Origin of the sequence: Extibacter muris, from assembly GCF_004345005.1 — a bacterium.
GTDB classification, from domain to species: domain Bacteria; phylum Bacillota; class Clostridia; order Lachnospirales; family Lachnospiraceae; genus Extibacter; species Extibacter muris.
Window position 1 is genome coordinate 259,721 of the sequence record NZ_SMMX01000003.1, and the last position, 18,655, is coordinate 278,375.

Annotated in this window: 20 protein-coding genes; 18 read left to right on the top strand and 2 right to left on the bottom strand. The window is 49.6% G+C overall.

What is annotated here, in order from left to right; genetic code table 11:
- Position 1: 1 nt before the first annotated feature.
- The 10 genes from E1963_RS04990 to E1963_RS05035 all read left to right on the top strand — a co-directional run bounded on the left by E1963_RS04990 (position 2) and on the right by E1963_RS05035 (position 10,754).
- Positions 2–1,405 (top strand): MBOAT family O-acyltransferase, encoded by a 1,404-nt coding sequence (locus E1963_RS04990; RefSeq protein ID WP_132275933.1) that lies wholly within the window; start codon positions 2–4, stop codon positions 1,403–1,405.
- 9 nt (positions 1,406–1,414) lie between these two features.
- Entirely contained in the window at positions 1,415–2,596 is a 1,182-nt protein-coding gene (locus E1963_RS04995; RefSeq protein ID WP_132275934.1) for a DHHW family protein, read from the top strand.
- A complete protein-coding gene (locus E1963_RS05000; RefSeq protein ID WP_201271991.1) occupies positions 2,583–3,326 on the top strand; it encodes a pseudouridine synthase in 744 nt (247 codons plus the stop codon). Before E1963_RS04995 ends, E1963_RS05000 begins: the two co-directional genes overlap by 14 nt.
- Complete coding sequence (ligA, locus tag E1963_RS05005; RefSeq protein ID WP_201271998.1) at positions 3,298–5,244, top strand: NAD-dependent DNA ligase LigA; 1,947 nt, start codon at positions 3,298–3,300, stop codon at positions 5,242–5,244. Before E1963_RS05000 ends, ligA begins: the two co-directional genes overlap by 29 nt.
- A 17-nt stretch (positions 5,245–5,261) precedes the next feature.
- Positions 5,262–6,701, top strand: coding sequence for an ATP-dependent Clp protease ATP-binding subunit ClpX (gene clpX, locus E1963_RS05010; RefSeq protein ID WP_132275940.1), 1,440 nt, complete (start codon positions 5,262–5,264; stop codon positions 6,699–6,701).
- On the top strand, positions 6,701–7,960 hold the full coding sequence (locus E1963_RS05015; RefSeq protein ID WP_132275942.1) for a cation:proton antiporter: 1,260 nt from the start codon (positions 6,701–6,703) through the stop codon (positions 7,958–7,960). Before clpX ends, E1963_RS05015 begins: the two co-directional genes overlap by 1 nt.
- 63 nt (positions 7,961–8,023) lie before the next feature.
- The gene (locus E1963_RS05020) at positions 8,024–9,730 is read left to right on the top strand and encodes a S8 family peptidase (RefSeq protein WP_132275944.1); all 1,707 of its coding nucleotides are present in this window, start codon (positions 8,024–8,026) and stop codon (positions 9,728–9,730) included.
- A 36-nt stretch (positions 9,731–9,766) separates the two neighbouring features.
- Complete coding sequence (locus E1963_RS05025; RefSeq protein ID WP_132275946.1) at positions 9,767–10,057, top strand: hypothetical protein; 291 nt, start codon at positions 9,767–9,769, stop codon at positions 10,055–10,057.
- On the top strand, positions 10,058–10,534 hold the full coding sequence (locus E1963_RS05030; protein WP_132275948.1) for a signal peptidase II: 477 nt from the start codon (positions 10,058–10,060) through the stop codon (positions 10,532–10,534).
- Positions 10,535–10,550: 16 nt separating this feature from the next.
- Positions 10,551–10,754, top strand: coding sequence for a hypothetical protein (locus E1963_RS05035; RefSeq protein ID WP_132275950.1), 204 nt, complete (start codon positions 10,551–10,553; stop codon positions 10,752–10,754).
- Between the two features lie 195 nt (positions 10,755–10,949).
- Here the strand turns inward: E1963_RS05035 and E1963_RS05040 are convergent, their stop codons facing one another.
- Both E1963_RS05040 and E1963_RS05045 read right to left on the bottom strand, forming a co-directional pair.
- Positions 10,950–11,180 carry a hypothetical protein gene (locus tag E1963_RS05040; protein WP_132275952.1) on the bottom strand — a complete coding sequence of 77 codons (231 nt, stop codon included), beginning with the start codon at positions 11,178–11,180 and terminating at the stop codon, positions 10,950–10,952.
- A 47-nt stretch (positions 11,181–11,227) separates the two neighbouring features.
- Positions 11,228–12,166 (bottom strand): D-2-hydroxyacid dehydrogenase, encoded by a 939-nt coding sequence (locus E1963_RS05045; protein WP_132275954.1) that lies wholly within the window; start codon positions 12,164–12,166, stop codon positions 11,228–11,230.
- Positions 12,167–12,524: 358 nt separating this feature from the next.
- Here E1963_RS05045 and E1963_RS05050 point away from each other — a divergent pair, with 358 nt between their 5' ends.
- The 8 genes from E1963_RS05050 (at position 12,525) to E1963_RS05085 (ending at position 18,653) form a co-directional block, all read left to right on the top strand.
- A complete protein-coding gene (locus E1963_RS05050) occupies positions 12,525–13,391 on the top strand; it encodes a C39 family peptidase (protein ID WP_132275956.1) in 867 nt (288 codons plus the stop codon).
- A 24-nt stretch (positions 13,392–13,415) separates the two neighbouring features.
- Positions 13,416–13,901, top strand: a complete 486-nt coding sequence (locus tag E1963_RS05055) for a GNAT family N-acetyltransferase (protein ID WP_132275958.1) — start codon at positions 13,416–13,418, stop codon at positions 13,899–13,901.
- A gap of 434 nt (positions 13,902–14,335) precedes the next feature.
- Positions 14,336–15,415, top strand: coding sequence for a sulfurtransferase (locus E1963_RS05060; protein WP_132275960.1), 1,080 nt, complete (start codon positions 14,336–14,338; stop codon positions 15,413–15,415).
- Between the two features lie 89 nt (positions 15,416–15,504).
- Positions 15,505–15,939, top strand: a complete 435-nt coding sequence (locus E1963_RS05065) for a hypothetical protein (RefSeq protein ID WP_132275962.1) — start codon at positions 15,505–15,507, stop codon at positions 15,937–15,939.
- Positions 15,929–16,624: a TVP38/TMEM64 family protein gene (locus E1963_RS05070; protein WP_132275964.1), complete on the top strand. Its 696-nt coding sequence runs from the start codon at positions 15,929–15,931 to the stop codon at positions 16,622–16,624. Before E1963_RS05065 ends, E1963_RS05070 begins: the two co-directional genes overlap by 11 nt.
- Positions 16,608–17,630 carry a heterodisulfide reductase-related iron-sulfur binding cluster gene (locus tag E1963_RS05075; protein ID WP_132276126.1) on the top strand — a complete coding sequence of 341 codons (1,023 nt, stop codon included), beginning with the start codon at positions 16,608–16,610 and terminating at the stop codon, positions 17,628–17,630. Before E1963_RS05070 ends, E1963_RS05075 begins: the two co-directional genes overlap by 17 nt.
- A complete protein-coding gene (locus E1963_RS05080; RefSeq protein ID WP_132275966.1) occupies positions 17,614–18,321 on the top strand; it encodes a TVP38/TMEM64 family protein in 708 nt (235 codons plus the stop codon). Before E1963_RS05075 ends, E1963_RS05080 begins: the two co-directional genes overlap by 17 nt.
- On the top strand, positions 18,321–18,653 hold the full coding sequence (locus tag E1963_RS05085) for an arsenosugar biosynthesis-associated peroxidase-like protein (RefSeq protein WP_132275968.1): 333 nt from the start codon (positions 18,321–18,323) through the stop codon (positions 18,651–18,653). The genes E1963_RS05080 and E1963_RS05085 overlap by 1 nt, the downstream gene beginning before the upstream one ends.
- Positions 18,654–18,655: the final 2 nt, after the last annotated feature.

Below are 18,655 nucleotides of genomic sequence, written 5' to 3' on the forward strand. Positions count from 1 at the left end.
AATGCTATTTAGCAGTATTGTATTTTTATTTACGTTTTTACCAATTATATTAATCCTATATTATATCGTGCCTCGGCCGTTTAAGAATCCAGTGCTTCTAGCAGGCAGCCTGATCTTTTACGCGTGGGGAGAGCCGTTCTATATCTTCCTCATGATACTTTCTATCCTGTTCAACTATATAAGCGGACTGGATATAGCGAGGCACTTGGGACACGGGCATAAGGCACGCCGGAGCCTGATTTTTAACATCGTCGTGAACTTATGTATCCTCGGCTTCTTCAAGTACGAAGGGTTTGTCCTGGACAGCATCAATGCGGTGCTTCCGGTTGATATCCCGTACCGGGAGCTGGCGCTTCCCATCGGGATATCCTTCTATACGTTCCAGACCTTGTCTTATATCATCGATGTATACAGAGGGAACGTAAGGGCGCAGAGGAACCTGTCGGATTTTGCCCTCTACGTGAGCATGTTTCCACAGCTGATAGCAGGACCGATCGTCAAGTACGCGGATATCCAGAGGCAGCTCCGCATCCGTCAGGAATCCTGGGCCAGATTCGGGGATGGAGCGCTCTTTTTCATACGGGGACTTTCCAAGAAGGTGCTGATTGCCAATACGTCCGGTATGGTATTTATGAAAGTGACGGAGCTGGGGGCGGCTCAGACTTCGACGCTTACCGCCTGGATTGGGTGCGCGGCCTACACGTTCCAGATCTATTTTGACTTCAGCGGCTACTCCGATATGGCTGTCGGCCTTGGCGAGATGTTCGGATTCCAGTTTCTGAAGAATTTTGACTATCCCTATATATCAAAGAGCATTACAGAATTCTGGCGGAGATGGCATATATCTCTGAGCTCGTGGTTCAGAGAGTACGTATATATACCTTTGGGCGGAAACCGCGTCAGTGTGATGAAGCATGTGCGAAACATACTGGTCGTATGGCTGCTTACCGGGCTCTGGCACGGGGCGAGCTGGAATTTTGTCATGTGGGGGCTGTATTACGGTATCCTGCTGATTATTGAGAAATATGTCCTGGGCCGGGTGCTGGACAGGATACCAGGTATTCTGAGACATGCATACTGTATCGTGCTTGTCATGATTGGCTGGGTGTTCTTCTTCAGTCCGACGCTTGGAAACGCGGTACAGTATCTCAAGCTCATGTTCGGGGGAGGAAGCGGGATAGTGGATAAGGAAGGGCTTTATCTGCTGGTGACGAACCTTGTACTTTGGGCAGCCGCGCTCGTTGGTTCCACACCGGCCGTCCATACTCTGTATGAACGTATTATATACAGAGATGGTAAGAACAGGGCGGCAATCAACTGTGCCGTGTACGGAGTCCTGTTCCTGTTGTGCATCGCATATCTCGTGACGGAGACATATAACCCATTTTTATATTTTAGATTCTAGGAGCAGGCTATGAAGCGGAAATCGGACAGAAGAAAAAGAAAAGTGCAGATAAAGAAAACAGCTGCTCTGCTGTTCCTCGGCATGCTTGCAGCCGTCTGCCTCGTCAATCTCATACACAGTGATAAAGAGTTTTCAGATAGGGAAAACCGTATGCTGGAGCAGAAGCCTTCACTGACTGTCACCGGCGTCACAAGCGGCCGTTATATGAAGCAGTACGAATCATATAAGTCGGACCAGTTTGCTGCAAGAAACCTCTGGGTGACATTGAAGACCAATACGGACCTTCTGATGGGAAAGCGGGATTCCAACGGCGTGTTTAAGGGGAAGGACAGCTATCTGCTGGAAGACATCGCAAAGCCGGATGAAGACCAGATGAAAGAGAACATCGAGGCAATCAAAGCGTTTGAGGAATCTTATGTAGACATCCCTGTCTACTTTGCGCTCGTTCCCAATGCAGCCAATGTCATGTCCGGCAAGCTGCCGGGCCTGGCGGAGACGGAAGATCAGGGCAGGCAGTTTGAAAGCATAAGAAAAGAACTGGGAGACGAAGTCAGTTGGGTCGATGTCCAGACGACGCTGAAGAAGCACAAGGATGAGAATATATATTACCGCACGGACCACCACTGGACGACGCTTGGAGCCAGCTATGCATACGAAGAACTTGCAAAAGCGATGGGGCTTGACACGGCGGACGGTCCGAAATGGGAACGGTATGCGGTGAGCAATGATTTTAACGGCACCTTGTCTGCAACGAGCGGATATGAGCAGGGATACCGGGAGCCTATCTACATCTATGCGCCTGAAAAGGGGGAGAAATCGCCCGATGTTACGGTCAGCTATGTGGATGAGCAGAGAAAGTCGGCAAGCCTCTATGACTCCTCAAAGCTTAAAGAGAAGGATCAGTATGCCCTGTTCCTGGGAGGCAATTATTCCATGATTGATATCAAGACGACTGCAGATACGTCAAACCGGCTGCTGCTCGTTAAGGACTCTTACGCGAATTGTCTAGTCCCCTTCCTGACTCCGTTCTTCCGGGAGATTATAATCATTGACCCAAGATATTATTATGGAGATATCCATCAGGTTATGGATGAAAATAATATCACGAGCGTTTTATTTTTGTATAATGGGAACACATTTGTAGAAGATAACAGTATAAGTGGAGTGCTGAAAAATAATGAGACTGAATAAGTTTATAAGTGAGGCGGGCGTCTGTTCCAGGCGTGAGGCCGACAGGCTGATCGAGGCCGGCCGTGTGACGGTAGACGGTAAGAAAGCGGTGGCCGGAATGCAGGTGGATTCCTCCCATGAAGTACGGGTTGGCAAGAAGCCCATAAGAAGGAAAGACGAAAAGATAGTGCTGGCGGTGCATAAGCCCGCCGGTATCGTATGTACGGAAGACAAGCGGGTAAAGAACAATATTATCCGCTTTTTAAAATATCCGGAGCGTGTTACGTATGCGGGAAGGCTGGACAAAGACTCCGAGGGGCTTCTCATCATGACGAACGACGGTGGGCTTATCAACGGTATGATGCGTTCCAGATTCGGGCATGAGAAGGAATACAAAGTATGGGTGGACAGACCCGTGACAGAAGAATTTATAGGCCAGATGTCTTCGGGCGTAAGGATCACGGACAGAGAGAAGGGCATAGATGAGACCACCAGGCCGTGCAGGGCGCAAAAGTGCGGTACTTATGTATTCACTGTCATATTGACCCAGGGGCTGAACCGGCAGATCAGAAGAATGTGTGACGCGCTCGGATATAAGGTGAAGCGGCTGGTTAGAATACGGATTATGAATATTGAACTGGGGAATCTAAAACCCGGTGCGTATCGAAAACTGACAGAGCAGGAGTTAAAGGAATTATATGAGCAGACAGAAAAAGGAAAGAATGCAGGAACTGGTAGAACAGCTGAATAAGGCGGGAAAAGCATATTATCAGGACGCAGAGGAGATCATGAGCAATTATGAATATGACAGGCTGTACGATGAGCTGCTGTCTTTGGAGAAAGAGCTAGGCATTACTCTTTCAGGCAGTCCTACGGCTAATGTCGGTTATGAGGTGCTGAACGAGCTGCCGAAGGAGCGGCATGATAGTCCGATGCTGTCACTGGACAAGACGAAAGATGTGGAGGAGCTCAAGAAGTTTGCCGGGGACCAGAAGGTGATGATGTCATGGAAGCTGGACGGCCTGACGATCGTGCTTACGTACCGGGACGGGGAGCTGTATAAAGCAGTTACGAGAGGCAACGGCGAAGTCGGTGAGGTCATTACGAACAACGCCAGAGTATTCAAGAACATCCCGATCCAGATAGCTTATAAAGGAGAACTGATACTGAGGGGCGAGGCGGTGATAGGCTATAAAGACTTTGCGAGAATCAACAAAGAGATAGAAGATGCCGACGCAAGATATAAGAATCCCCGCAACCTTTGCAGCGGCTCGGTACGCCAGCTGAACAATGAGATTACGGCCAGGCGCAATGTCAGGTTCTATGCGTTTACGCTCGTACAGGCAGAGGGGGTCGATTTTCACAATTCGAGAGTCTGTCAGATGGAATGGCTGAAGGGACAAGGATTTGAAGTAGTAGAATATCACGAAGTTACGAAGGATACGCTGGAGGAAGAAGTTATTAAATTTTCCGAAAAAATAGCCGAAAATGATTTCCCATCGGACGGACTTGTGTTAGTATATGATGATGTGGAATACGGCCGGTCGCTGGGCAGAACTTCCAAATTCCCAAGAGACTCGTTTGCTTTCAAATGGGTGGACGAGACGAGGGAGACGAAGCTGCTTGAGATAGAGTGGAGCCCGTCCAGGACAGGACTGATCAATCCGGTTGCCATATTTGAGCCTGTAGAGCTTGAGGGCACTACGGTCAGCAGGGCCAGCGTCCATAACTTAAGCATAATGGAGGAGCTGGAGCTTGGCGTCGGCGATGAGATAGAAGTCTACAAGGCCAACATGATCATCCCGCAGATTGCCAAGAACCTGACGAGAAGCGGCGTAAAGGATATTCCCGCGCACTGTCCGGTGTGCGGTGGCGATACGGAAGTGAAGCAGGTCAGCAATGCCAGGGCATTGTACTGTGTGAATCCGGAATGCCAGGCAAAGCATCTGAAGTCCTTTGCCCTTTTTGTGAGCAGAGACGCGTTGAATATCGAAGGACTGTCTGAAGCGACACTGGAAAAATTCATAGCGAAGGGGTATATTAAAGAGTATGCAGATATATTTCATCTCGACCGTTACCAGGAAGAGATCCAGACGATGGAAGGGTTCGGGGAGAAATCCTATCGCAATCTTATAGAGAGCATAGAAAAAGCAAGGACTACGACGCTGCCCAGGGTCATCTATGGACTTGGGATAGCCAATATCGGCCTCGCCAATGCCAAGATGATATGCAGGGAATTCGGCTATGATATTGATAAGATGCTTCTTGCCGGGGTGGAGGAACTCAGTGCCATACAAGGCGTGGGAGGCGTGATAGCCGGGGCCTTCGTGGATTACTTCTCGGACGAGAGGCATGTGCGTATATTCCGCGAACTTCTGGAAGAGCTGTCGATACCTGAAGAGGAGATGAAGCAGCAGGACCAGAGATTTACAGGCGTTAACTTTGTAATAACCGGAAGTGTGGAACACTTCGCCAACCGGGGCGAGGTAAAGGAACGGATAGAAAGCCTCGGCGGTAAAGTGACAGGTTCCGTGACTTCCAAGACAAATTACCTCATAAATAATGATGTGTCATCTACATCATCCAAGAATAAGAAAGCCAATGAACTGGGAATTCCCATCATATCTGAAATAGATCTCCTGGAAATGCTCGGTGAAAGTCAGGGCTGACAGAAAGAAGGGAAGAAATGACTGATAAGGATAAGAATAAGGAAACGAACGAGACAGAGATAGAGAAGGTAGACGGCGCTCACGTAGAAGTGGAAGACACGAAAAAAGAAGACGATGAATATGAAAAGGTCTGCTTTATCTGTCACCGCCCGGAGAGCACCGCTGGCAAGATGATAGAGCTGCCTAACAATATATCCGTGTGCAGCGACTGCATGCAGAAGAGCTTTGATGCCATGAGCAGCGGCCAGATAGATTACAGCCAGCTCATGAACATGCCGGGCGTACAGGTATTCAACATGTCTGACATGGAGCAGCAGAATGTCCCGAAACAGCAGAAGATCAAAAAGAAAAAGGAATGCGAGGAGAAAAGACCTCTGATTGATATCAGAGAGATTCCGGCGCCTCATAAGATCAAGGCGAGCCTGGATGAATATGTAGTAGGGCAGGAGTACGCCAAGAAAGTGATGTCCGTCGCGGTGTATAACCACTATAAAAGGGTTGCAACAGACACGATGGACGACATAGAGATTGAAAAGTCGAATATGCTGATGATCGGACCTACCGGCTCCGGCAAGACATACCTTGTAAAGACGCTGGCGCGTCTTCTCGACGTACCGCTTGCCATAACAGACGCCACCTCTCTTACGGAGGCCGGCTACATAGGAGACGATATAGAGAGTGTCGTATCCAAACTGCTGGCAGCTGCCGACAATGATGTAGAGAAGGCGGAGCAGGGAATCATCTTCATAGATGAGATAGACAAGATCGCCAAGAAGAAGAACACGAGCCAGAGGGACGTAAGCGGGGAATCGGTCCAGCAGGGAATGCTGAAGCTCCTTGAGGGGAGCGATGTGGAAGTGCCTGTCGGAGCGAACAGCAAGAATGCCATGGTGCCACTTACTACGGTAAATACGAGAAATATACTGTTCATATGCGGCGGGGCGTTCCCAGATCTGGACGGCATTATCAAAGAGCGCCTGTCGAAGCAGTCGTCCATCGGCTTCGGGGCGGACTTGAAAGATAAGTATGATCATGACAAGACGGTTCTGGAGAAGGTGACGATAGAGGATCTGCGTAATTTTGGTATGATACCGGAGTTTATCGGTCGTCTTCCGATCATATTCACGTTGCGCGGCCTTGACGAAGATATGCTCGTCAAGATATTAAAGGAGCCGAAGAACGCGATTCTGAAGCAGTATCAGAAACTGCTGGCACTGGATGAGGTAAAGCTGGATTTTGATGAAGGGGCTCTGGGCGCCATCGCCAGGAAAGCGATGGAGAAAGACACCGGTGCAAGAGCGCTGCGTGCCATCATCGAAGAATTCATGCTGGATATCATGTATGAGATTCCGAAAGATGACAATATCGGAGAAGTGACGATTACAGAAGAATACATAGAAGGAACGGGAGGACCTGTCATCATGCTTAGAGGACAGGAAGCTGCGAGGTTGAGATAATGAATAGTTATAGTTATTTGCTGGATCTGGCGATTATTTTATTATGTACGAAACTTTTAGGTCTGGCTACGAGGAAGGTACAGATGCCGCAGGTGGTGGGAGCGCTGCTTGCAGGGCTTCTGCTTGGTCCTGCGGTGGCCGGTGTACTGACAGAGACGAGCTTCATCCATGAGGTCGCCGAGATCGGAGTCATCGTCCTCATGTTCTGCGCGGGGCTTGAGACCGATATACAGGAACTGAAGGCGAGCGGGAAGGCGTCGTTCATCATCGCGCTCTGTGGTGTGCTCGTACCGCTTGCAGGCGGGTTCGGACTGGCATATTTTTTCAACAGGCCGGATATGATTGCATCTGACGCGGCGGCAAGCGTATTTCTCCAAAACATATTTATAGGGATTATCCTGACTGCAACCTCGGTCAGTATCACGGTCGAGACGCTCAAGGAGATGGGCAAGCTGAAGACCCGGTCCGGGAACGCCATACTGGGAGCTGCCATCATCGACGATATACTAGGTATCATTGCTCTGACCGTAGTGACGAGCATGGCAGATCCGTCCGTCCATATCGGTGTGGTCATGCTGAAGATCGTAGGTTTCTTCATATTCTCGGCGGTGGCTGGATTCATCTTCTATAAAGTATACAAAGCATGGACAGAAGGTGCATCCAGAGGGCTGCACAGGCACGTGATCATCGCGTTCGTGTTCTGCCTTCTCATGGCATATACCGCGGAACAGTATTTTGGAGTTGCGGATATCACCGGTGCGTTTATTGCGGGATTGATCATATCCAATACAGAGAGATCTGTATTTATCCAGACGAAGTTTGACACGCTGTCGTATATGCTGCTGTCACCTGTATTCTTTGCAAGTATCGGGCTGAAGGTCGTGCTTCCTAAGATGAACGGCCTCATCGTCGCGTTTGCCCTGCTGCTGATGCTTGTTGCGGTCCTGACGAAGATTATAGGATGTGGGCTCGGAGCTAAGGTATGCGGTTACAAGCCGTACCAGTGCAAGCGGATTGGCGTCGGCATGATATCGCGTGGCGAGGTGGCCCTGATTGTGGCGAGCAAAGGCACGGCCGTCGGGCTTATGAGTTCGGCATTCCTTGGACCGGTAGTGATCATGGTCGTGTTTACGACGATAATCACCCCTGTTCTTCTGAAAATCATCTTCAAGAAGGGCCCGGACCTTCCGGTGGCGAAGGAGAAGGAAGTATCCAGCTACTATGAAGGGGCTTCTATTCTGCGGGGAGAAGAAAAATAGCTTTATGCACATAGAAGCATACTTTCCTCATATACTTTATAAAAAAGTATATGAGGTTTTTTTATGGATGATGCAATATGCAAGGAGCAGATATTATCCCAGGATTACTGGGATTTTATTTTTCCGGGTTTCCGCAGCATTAGCGATATGGGACTCGAAGGCGACCAGTATTGTATGCAGAATATGGACTATGGATATAAAGCGATATACGTAGACAGCAAAAAAATGGAACCTTTAAGCATAGAAAGGTACTGGTATAACGCTATCCCAAACTGCTATTGCCTGCTGGATATGGCTGCACTGAACGAATCGGGGATAACTGCCGCGCAGAATTATCCGGCGCTTCAGCTTATGGGAACTGACGTAATGATTGGATTTGTGGATACGGGAATTGATTATAAGAATTCTGTATTCCGCAATCTGGACGGAAGCACAAGAATTGCAGGAATCTGGGATCAGACGATTCAGGATGGCGCACCGCCGGAGGGGTTCGCATTCGGTAGCGAATACCGTGAAGATCTGATCAATGAGGCGCTTCGTTCAGGTGCACCCGAGGAGCTCGTACCCACAGCGGATACAAATGGGCACGGGACGTTTCTGGCCAGTGTCGCTGCCGGAGGGGCAGATGTGGAAAACCAGTTTCTTGGGGCGGCTCCGGAATCCACCCTTGCAGTTGTAAAACTTAAAGAGGCAAAGGACTATCTGAAGGAATTTTATAAGATTAGGCCGGATGCGATCTGCTATCAGGAAAATGACATCATGCTCGGCCTCCGCTATCTGAGCCTGCTGGCAGCAGAACGGAATATGCCCCTCGTCATGTGTATTGCGCTTGGAACGAATTTTGGAGGCCATAACAACGCCACGCTGCTTTCAAACGTACTTAACAGGTATTCCACAACAATCAACCGGATTGTGGTAATCGGCGGAGGAAATGAAGCGAATGAACGGCATCATTTTTCTGGCACATTAGAAAATATGAGGGAGCAGAGAGAGGTTGAAATCCGGGTGGGGGCAGGAGTAAGTGGATTTGTTACGGAACTGTGGACTTCGATTCCAAACGTGATGACCGTTTCCATCATATCTCCTTCAGGAGAGCGTACGCCGGTCATCTCCATCCGGCAGGGGAGCAGATATGTGTTTACGTTTACATTTGACCGGACAAGGGTTATTGTAGAATACAGGCTTCTTACAGAGAACAATGACTCTCAGCTTATCTTCCTGCGTTTCGACGGCCCTTCCGAGGGAATATGGAGGGTCGCGGTGCAGCCGCTCCAGCTCTCTGACGGCATGTTTCATATGTGGCTTCCTGTGAAGGAGTTCCTGAGCGGGGAAGTCTTCTTTTTGGAAGCAGACCCGGAGACGACCATCACGGAGCCGGGCAGCACGACCTACAGTATGACGGTAGCTTACTATAACGGAATAGACAATAGTATTGATATTAATTCCGGGAGGGGGTATACTAGAGATGGATACATCAAACCGGACTTTGCAGCACCCGGTGTGGGCGTGACCGGTGCCATGCCCGGCGGAAGATTTGTAACCAGAACGGGCTCAAGCGTTGCGGTTGGATTGACCGGTGGCGCATCCGCCCTTATGGCGGAGTGGCTCGTGAGGGAGCAGGAGCTGAACCTTGGGGCGGGAGCCAGCGAGGTCAGGAATCTGTTCGTGCTTGGAGCGCAGCAGAAGCCTCTGTTAGATTATCCGAACCGGCAGTGGGGCTATGGGACACTGGACGTGTACCAAGCGCTAGACAGGCTGAGACGGTTATAGTGAAAAGGTAGAATGAAAAACAAAGGAGTGTCAGATATGGCAGATTTTTTTGAGGACTTAGGAAAGAGAATATCCGACGTGGCGAATGATATCGGGAAAAAGACGGAAGATACGCTGGAAATCCAGAAGCGGAGGAGTGATATCCGTACTCTGAAACGTGCAAGCGAGAGGGACCTTATGGACATCGGCAAGATGATATATGACAAGTTCCGGCAAGGTGAGATAAATGACACAGATTGTATTGCGCTTTGCGAAGAGATTGAGAAGCGCGGCTTACAGATAGAAAAACAGGAAGAGGAAATAGCAAGAATCAGAGGAGAACGATAGATGGCTGTACTGGCAGTTGGTATTATGGCGCTTCTGTTCAGCTTGGATATGCTGCTGAAGCAGCATGTAGAGGAGAATCTGGACAGCGGGGAAGAAAAAGAGCTTGTCAAAGGGAAGATAGTAATCCGAAAAGTGTATAACAGAGGATTCATGCTGCATGCGCTGGATAAGCGCCCCTGTCTTGTAAAGTCAGTGACGGCGGTAATGGGAGCAGCCCTCGCTGTCTGTAATGTACTGCTGTTTACGGGAAAGGGGCGGCGTGTGGAGAAGCTCGGCACGGCCATATTCAGCGCAGGTGCGTACGGCAATATATTTGACCGCCTGGTAAGAGGGAAAGTGATCGACTACATAGGATTCAGAAGCAAGAATGATTTCCTGTCCCGTCTGACAGTAAATCTGGCGGATATATTTATCGTTACGGGCCTAATCTTATCCGGTTTGGGCAGATTATTACCAGGGGCCGGATCCCGTTCATGAGTGGCGTTTAAGTAAAGTGGCTGCGGACAGGGAGCCGGGTGGCATCTGCTCCGATGCGTCCGAGGCTCCGACTATTTCACGTATCCCTAACCCTCCGGAATGCGCGCCGATAGCGGCTTACATCCCGCAGGATAAAGGCTACGGAAAGGATTCTCCGCCTCTTCCGCTTGTACCTGCGCATCTCCCACCCGGCTCCCCGCCCGCTATCTACTTCACTTAACAAGGGCAAGGATGGCTGTGTAACGTTACTGGCCAGCGGATGACCGCTGGCTGCGTGAGATGAATGATAAGAGTTTTGTTAGTCCAGACGAATCAGGCAGGGGATGTTATCTTATATAACATCCCCTGCCTGATTCCGGCTCTTCTTCATTATGTTATTACCAACCAAGGTTTCCAACTTGTTTAGCCCTTATCACTATGCTGACACAGCTAAAGCACTTCCATCGGCCGGCAGCGTCACACAGCCAGCTCCGCCCGTGCCAGTAAAGTAGATAGCCGATGGGGAGGTAGGGGGCAGGTGCGCAGGTGTAAGCGGAAGGGACGGAGAATCCTCACCAGAGTCGTTGGCTTGTGGGATGAGAGCCGCAATCGGCGAACATTCTACAAGCTTAGGAATCTGTGTGATAGTCGCAGTTCCCGGACGCATCGGAGCATCTGCCCCCTACCTCCCCATCGGCGTCCGCTTCACTAAACTCACATTTGCTCAAAATATTCTTTTATCTGCCCCAATATGATACCCATCAGCCGCGTCCTTGCCTCCACGCTGGCCCATGCTACATGGGGCGTGATGAACAGGCGCCGGCTGTCTTTGATACGCCGCAGCGGATTGTCCGGGCTCATGGGTTCCTCGCACAGCACATCCAGCCCTGCTGCAGCGATGTCACTTCGTTCCAGCGCATTGCATAGATCCTCTTCCACAACGATAGGGCCGCGGCCAAGGTTCAGGAAGATGCAGCTCTTTTTCATCTTCTCCAGCTTTTCGGCATTGATGAGATTTTGCGTATATTCGTTCAGCGGAGCGTGGACGGATATGATATCGGATTCCCGAAGCAGTGTGTCCATATCCACCTGATGATAGCCTTCCTGTGGTTCACTGTTCGAAGGTGAGGCGTAGATGACATGTGTTCCAAAAGCCTCTGCGATAGAGGCGACACGTCTGCCGATGTTGCCGAGTCCGATAATCCCCCATATCTTGCCGGACAATTCATAGAACACTTCTTCAAAATGGGTGAAGATAGTGTCGTTCGTATAGCGGTCCTCCTTGACATAATCGTCATAGTAGCGCAGCTTCTCAAGCAGATAGAACAGCATGGCAAACGTGTGCTGCGCGACAGACTCGGTAGAATATCCGGCTACGTTGCGCCAGGCGATACGGCGGCTGTCCAGATAATCCTTATCCAGATTGTTCGTTCCTGTCGCGGTGACACAGACTAGCTTAAGCCGCCCGGCCTCCCCGATTGTGGATTCATTGACCTGTACTTTGTTGATGACGATAACGTCTGCATCTTTTACTCGTTCGGGGACCTGTTCTGAAGTAGAAAACGAATACTTGATAACGGTTCCGAGTTCTTCGAATCCTGATAGGTCGATGTCTTCGCCAATTGTCTTGGCATCCAGAAATACTATATTCATACATACCTCCCGCATAATTGAATTACATAACTGCCAGTGTCACAATAGTATCATGGAATACATACATTATCAACGGTCAGCTTTTCAAGGGAATATATGGAAATAAGCACTCGGAACATCTTGTAAGCGGGAGCCGGACAACCAGTCGAAACACACGCCAAAGCCGCATGCGCAGGGGATCCGCAGGAGGATCGCCCTGCGTTTGTACGGTTGTTTTTTGCTATAATTATAATAAAATCTTAAGGTGTATTAAGTTGCGGCACCGTTATCATTATTGTATAATTAACAGCATGATATAGATAACAGCATCGACACGACATTGCTTAATATAGACATACATATAGAAGAAGGGGAAGACATGGGTAACAACAGAAGGAGAAGACAGCAGGTACACAGGCAGCTCGTTATTCTTGGAGGCTTTATCGTACTTATCGCGGCCACCGTTTATGGCTTTGGCATGCAGCGTTCTAAAAAAGACGAGACGCTGGCGGCGGCAAAGATAGAAGCAGATGATGCAAAGGACGACAGTTGGAAGGCAAAGAAGACGATTACAGAACCAAAAGAGGAGACAGCCGCCCAGCGGCTTGCACGTGTAAAGAAGCAGGCGACGGCGTCAGGATATCCGAAAGGCGTAATAGATCTACTCGATAAGAATGAAGAGACGGTACAGTTCGTGGAGGATTACGGGAAGAAAAAAGACAATCCGAATGCGGATACCATCGGCAGTGGATTTACGAAAGGACAGATTCCACTGCTGCTCCAGTGGGACGAGCGGTGGGGATACGCGCCTTATGGCACGAGTATCGTAGCCGTGAGCGGCTGTGGCCCGACGTGCCTGTCCATGGTAGTCAGCGGTCTTACAGGGGACTGGTCGGTCACGCCGGCGAAAGTGGCAGCCTACGGATCGGAGCATGGTTTCGTGGATGAAGATAACAATACGTACTGGCGTTTTATGGAAGAAGCGCCGGCCAACTGGAATGTATCGGCAAGGGAGATTCCGCTTGTGGAACAGCAGGTGGCAGCAGAGCTTCAGGCAGGACATCCGGTCATCTGCAGCGTAGGTCCGGGGGATTTCACGGATAACGGTCATTTCATCGTGCTCACGGGCTACAATAACGGAGCATTGACCATTAACGACCCGTTCAGCCAGAAGAACAGCAGCCGGACATGGACGTTCAGTGAGATCCAGGATCAGATAGCAGCCATGTGGGTGTATTCACTATAGCCGGGTCTGGAGATCAGAGGTGTTATGGATTATATAATCAGAGAGATATCAGAAGAAGAGTATAACCTGCTGGAAGATTTCTTATATGAGGCAGTCTTTATACCAGAGGGTGCGGACGCTCCGCCTAAAACAATAACGAGGCAGCCCGAATTACAGATATATATCGCCGATTTTGGAAAGAGAAAGGATGATACAGGCCTCGTGGCTATAGTCGGCGGAAAAGTGGTGGGCGCTGCCTGGGTCCGTATTATGGATGACTATGGACACATTGATGACGAGACTCCGTCCTTTGCTGTTTCTCTGTACAAAGAATACCGGGGAGCAGGTATAGGAACTGCCCTGATGGAAGGGATGCTCTGCATATTGAAGCAGAAAGGATATAATCAGGCTTCGCTTTCAGTGCAGAAAGCGAATTATGCCGTGAACATGTATAAGAAGCTGGGGTTTGAAATTGTGGATGAAGTTGATGAAGAATATATAATGGTCTGCCGATTGCAATCAGATGCGTAATGTGCCTGGTAAGCTGTCCGGCGGGTGTTATCAGTAATGCCATATATCAGTATGAAAAAAATACAACATTAGGACCTTCTGATTGCTGCGTGTTTATTTAGCGGAACGATTTCATAAACAAAAATCATGACCATCCGTTACAAACGGGTGATTTGCTTGCCTTTATAAGGGGCCGTTACCAGTCAGCGCCTAAAGACGCTGGCTTTTACTTTGTTCAAGCCTTAGCCCTCTTGATTTGTCGCTGCCCTTAAAAGGGCACTTTTGCTATCGGCTACTCCTTAAAGAGTTTCTAATGCTCTTATTTCAAGAATCTGCCGGTTGCTGTCTATAGACAACATCTATAAAAGTCTTGGGACATTGCAATAACCAATTTGAAAGGCATTTCATCTACATAGTAAAATAATATCGAAGAAGGTAAAATACAGGAGGATGCTATGAAAAAAAGAATTGTAAGTATGCTGCTCTGCGCGGCAGTGACTGCCTCTCTGATAGCTGGGTGCGGTACGAAACCGAACGGAGATGCAGAGGATAATAAGGAAACGAAAAAGAAAGACACAGAAGTCTCGGACGTAAAAGCGGATGCGGTGGAGAAAACAAAGGTATACGTATCACCGGACTGGGTACAGAGTGTGATTGACGGCAATCAGGTGGAGTCCTCGGACTATGTGATTCTGGAGTGTTCCTGGGGAGAAGAAGCGGATTCGCCGTCCTATACAACCGGACATATTAAGGGCGCTTACCACATGAATACAGACGGTGTGGAGTCTGACGAATACTGGAACATCCGCACACCGGAGGAAATCGAAAAGCTGATGCTGGATTACGGCATAACAAAGGATACTGCCGTCATCTGCTACGGGGAGAACGGTGTGGTGTCTGCGGATGACCGTGTTGCATTTGCGCTTCTTTGGGCTGGCGTGGAAAATGTAAAATGCCTGGACGGCGGTATGGAGGCCTGGAACGATGCCGGATATCCGACCGAGGAGGAGAGCAGCAAACCGAAGGCAGCAGAAGAATTCGGAACGACTGTTCCGGCACACCCGGAATATATTTTAAGCATTGATGAAGTGAAGGATAAGCTGGCAAACGACGGGAACTTCAAACTGGTCAGCATTCGGAGCGAAGCGGAATTCTTAGGTGAGACAAGCGGTTACAGCTATATTGAAAAAGCAGGAGAACCGGAGGGGGCTATCTGGGGACATGATACTGACGATGGTTCCTACAACAACGAGGACGGTACGGCCGTCGGAGCGGATGTAGTGGAAAAATATCTTGCAGAATCCGGCGCTTCCTTGGAAAATGAACTTTCATTCTACTGCGGTACAGGCTGGAGAGCTGCCATTCCGTTCCTGATTCTTTACGAAAACGGATACAGCAACATTTCCATGTATGACGGAGGCTGGTACCAGTGGCAGATGGATGACAGCAATCCGGTACAAATAGGAGACCCGGCAGGGGAGGACTGCGTGTACACGACAGTGGGAGAGCTGTCCAACGATAAGGCTAATAAATAGCAGAAAATAAAGACGGCAGCAGAATAAGCGTTGTAGGGAAAACCGCAGCGCTTATTCTGACATTCAGAAAAAAAGAGGTCAACTGGGGCATGAGAAAGGCAGGATACATACTGGCAGTAATAATAGAGGCAGCGGCGCTTGCCGGGGCATGGATTGTCAACTATTTTGCTACGAAAAAAATGGGAATGGCAAGATATGTGATATACAAAAACCAGACTTGGGAGAGGGAATATCCGATGGAGGTACTCCAAAATACGGTGATAGCGGTATTGGTTGTCAGTACGGTACTTTTGTTCCTTGCTTTTTTCAGGAAGAGAAGATATTCGGGGAAATGGACGCTGGCAATGAACGCAGGGATGATAACACTGACGTCCGTGTATGCGGGATATTCGCTCGTAAGCTCCACGGAAACCATGCGGGCTTACTGGTTTGTCAGCCTGTTCCTTGGCATTGCCGCGGCAATACAGGTCATAAAGACCGGGGCGGCAAATTTGCTCTGTGGGGAAAAGATGAATGAAAAATAAGAAAATATGGATATTTGCAGCCATACTGGTGCTGGTTTTGATTTGCAATCATGTATTCGGCTGGTCGGATTACCTGAAAGAGACCGATAATTTTCGGTTTCTGGAGCAGTTGGTAGAAGAAAACCTGGTGCTGGCATCTGCCATTTACGTGGCGCTCACTGTCGTGGGAAGCGTGGTCCTGGCGCTGCCGGGAATTACCTTTGCCATTCTTGCCGGACTGCTGTTCGGTCCGGTGCTGGGAACTATCCTGTGCACGCTGGCAGCAACGCTGGGAGCGGCTGCAGCATTTTTGGCCGGCAGGTTCTTTTTGAAGGACAGCATCAAGCCGGCGGCGATGAAGAATAAGTATCTGAAAAAATGGCTATTTGACGAATCGGGAAAAAATCAGCTGTTCGTGCTCATGATTACGCGGCTGGTGCCTCTGTTTCCCTATAACCTGCAAAACTTTGCGTACGGAGTTACGGATATCCGGTTCGGGACTTACGCGGCAGGTTCCTTTTTATTTATGATTCCGGGGACTGCGATGTACACCGTCGGGACGGCAGGGCTTGCGGACGCGAAAAACCGGGTGCTCTATATCGGGATTGCGATTGTCATTGGGGCGGTGGTAATCTGTGTCGGATTGTTTTTGAAAAAACGGTATATACAGGAGGACAAAGAGGAACGTGATGAAGGGGCAAGCTAAGACGAACGGCGCGGCTGTGACGGCAGGGGAGGCGCAAAAGGCCTGTATCCATTGCGGAAAATGCACCCGGAGCTGTTCGTTCCTGGGAAAATACGGGATAGACATCGGCGACAGAAAAAAGCTGGAGGAGCTGGCATACCACTGCTTCCTGTGCGGGAAATGCACGGCAGTCTGCCCGAAGGCCATCGACGGCAGGGAAGTGATTTTGAATATCAGAAGGCAGCAGGTGGAAGAAAACGGAGGAGAAATAAAAGGCTACGGTATGCTTCTGTGGGAAAAGCGAGACTACCGTTTCCGGAATTACCGGAATGCTGCAGGGACAAGCGCCTTCTTCCCGGGGTGCAACTTCCCATCCTTTTATCCGAAAACAACCCTTTATCTGGCAAGGCTCCTGCGGGAGGAGGCAGGCATCGGCACGGTGTTTGACTGCTGCGGAAAGCCGGTGGCGGAGCTTGGGATGAAGAAACGGGAAGAGGAGATGATAGAGGAGCTGAACGCCCGGCTTCTTGAAGCCGGAATCGGGGAGCTGATTATGGCCTGTCCCAACTGTTACCATTTTCTGAAGGGGCGGCTGCGGGTACAGGTGACGGGCATCTACGAAAAACTTGCGGCTCTTGGGCTCGGGAAGCAGGTGGAGGGGCAAAAGCTTATGTTCCTGCCCTGCCCGGAGCGAAAGGACAGGGAACTGGCAGGACAGATAGAAGTCTTTCTGAAGAGGAAGCCGGTTCTCTGTGAAGACAGCCAGTGCTGCGGTCTTGGCGGCTGCGGTGGAAAAAAGGAGCCGGGGCTTGCGGCAAAAATGCCGGAAGCCCCGGAAAAAGACACTCCCCTATGTACATACTGTGCCTCCTGCAGCGGGAATCTTACCAGAAAGGGATATAAGGATGCGGGACATATTCTGGTGGAAATACTGGGAACCGGGGAGACACCCCATATCAAAAGGTCGCTGTGGAACCGTATCAAGACAAGATACTGGAAGGAGAAATTAGATGAAAAAGAAACGTAACTGGACCAAAAAGGCAGTAATCCTCGTGGTGATTGCAGCAGCAGTCCTCGCCTATTATCTGATACCGGCAGTAAAAGGCAATGTGAATCAGATACTTCGGATGTTTGCCAGCGGGGAATTTACGGTGGTGAAGGATTTTGTGGCGTCCTACGGGGCTTATGCGGCACTGATTTCCTTCCTGCTGATGATATTTCAGTCAATCGCGGCGCCGCTTCCGGCATTTCTACTGACCTTTGCAAATGCCAACCTCTTCGGATGGTGGCAAGGAGCCATTCTGTCCTGGACAAGCGCCATGGCAGGCGCGGCAGTCTGCTTCTTTATCGCCAGAATCCTGGGACGGGATGTGGCTGAAAAGCTGACCAGCAGGGCCGGACTGGAACAGATAGACGTCTTTTTTGAGAAATACGGAAAGAATACAATTTTAATCTGCCGGCTTCTGCCCTTTGTGTCTTTTGATTTGGTGAGCTATGCGGCAGGGCTGACCAGTATGTCCTTCGGGGCGTTTTTTATCGCGACCGGAATCGGACAGCTCCCGGCAACCATTGTGTATTCCTATGTGGGAGGTATGCTGACCGGAGGCGCTAAGCTGTTTGTGACAGCACTGATGATATTATTTGCGTTGTCTGCGCTCATTTTCATGGTGAGAAAAATATATATGGAAAGACAAAAGAAAAAAGGAGGAACAAATTAATGGAAACTTATTACAACCCGGAAGATTTAGCGAAATTTGGCACAATAGGAGAGGAGTCCCCGGCGCCGGCGGAGAAATTTTTTGATTATTACGGCACTGTGTTCGCGGAAGGCGCCCTGACAGCAAGGGAGAAATCCCTGATTGCGCTGGCGGTTGCACATACGGTACAGTGCCCGTACTGTATTGACTCCTACACAAATGACTGTTTAAATAAAGGAGTGAGTGCAGAACAGATGATGGAGGCTGTCCACGTGGCTGCGGCAATCCGCGGCGGTGCGACGCTGGTACACGGTGTGCAGATGAAGAACATTGTCAAAAAACTGGAATTGTAAAA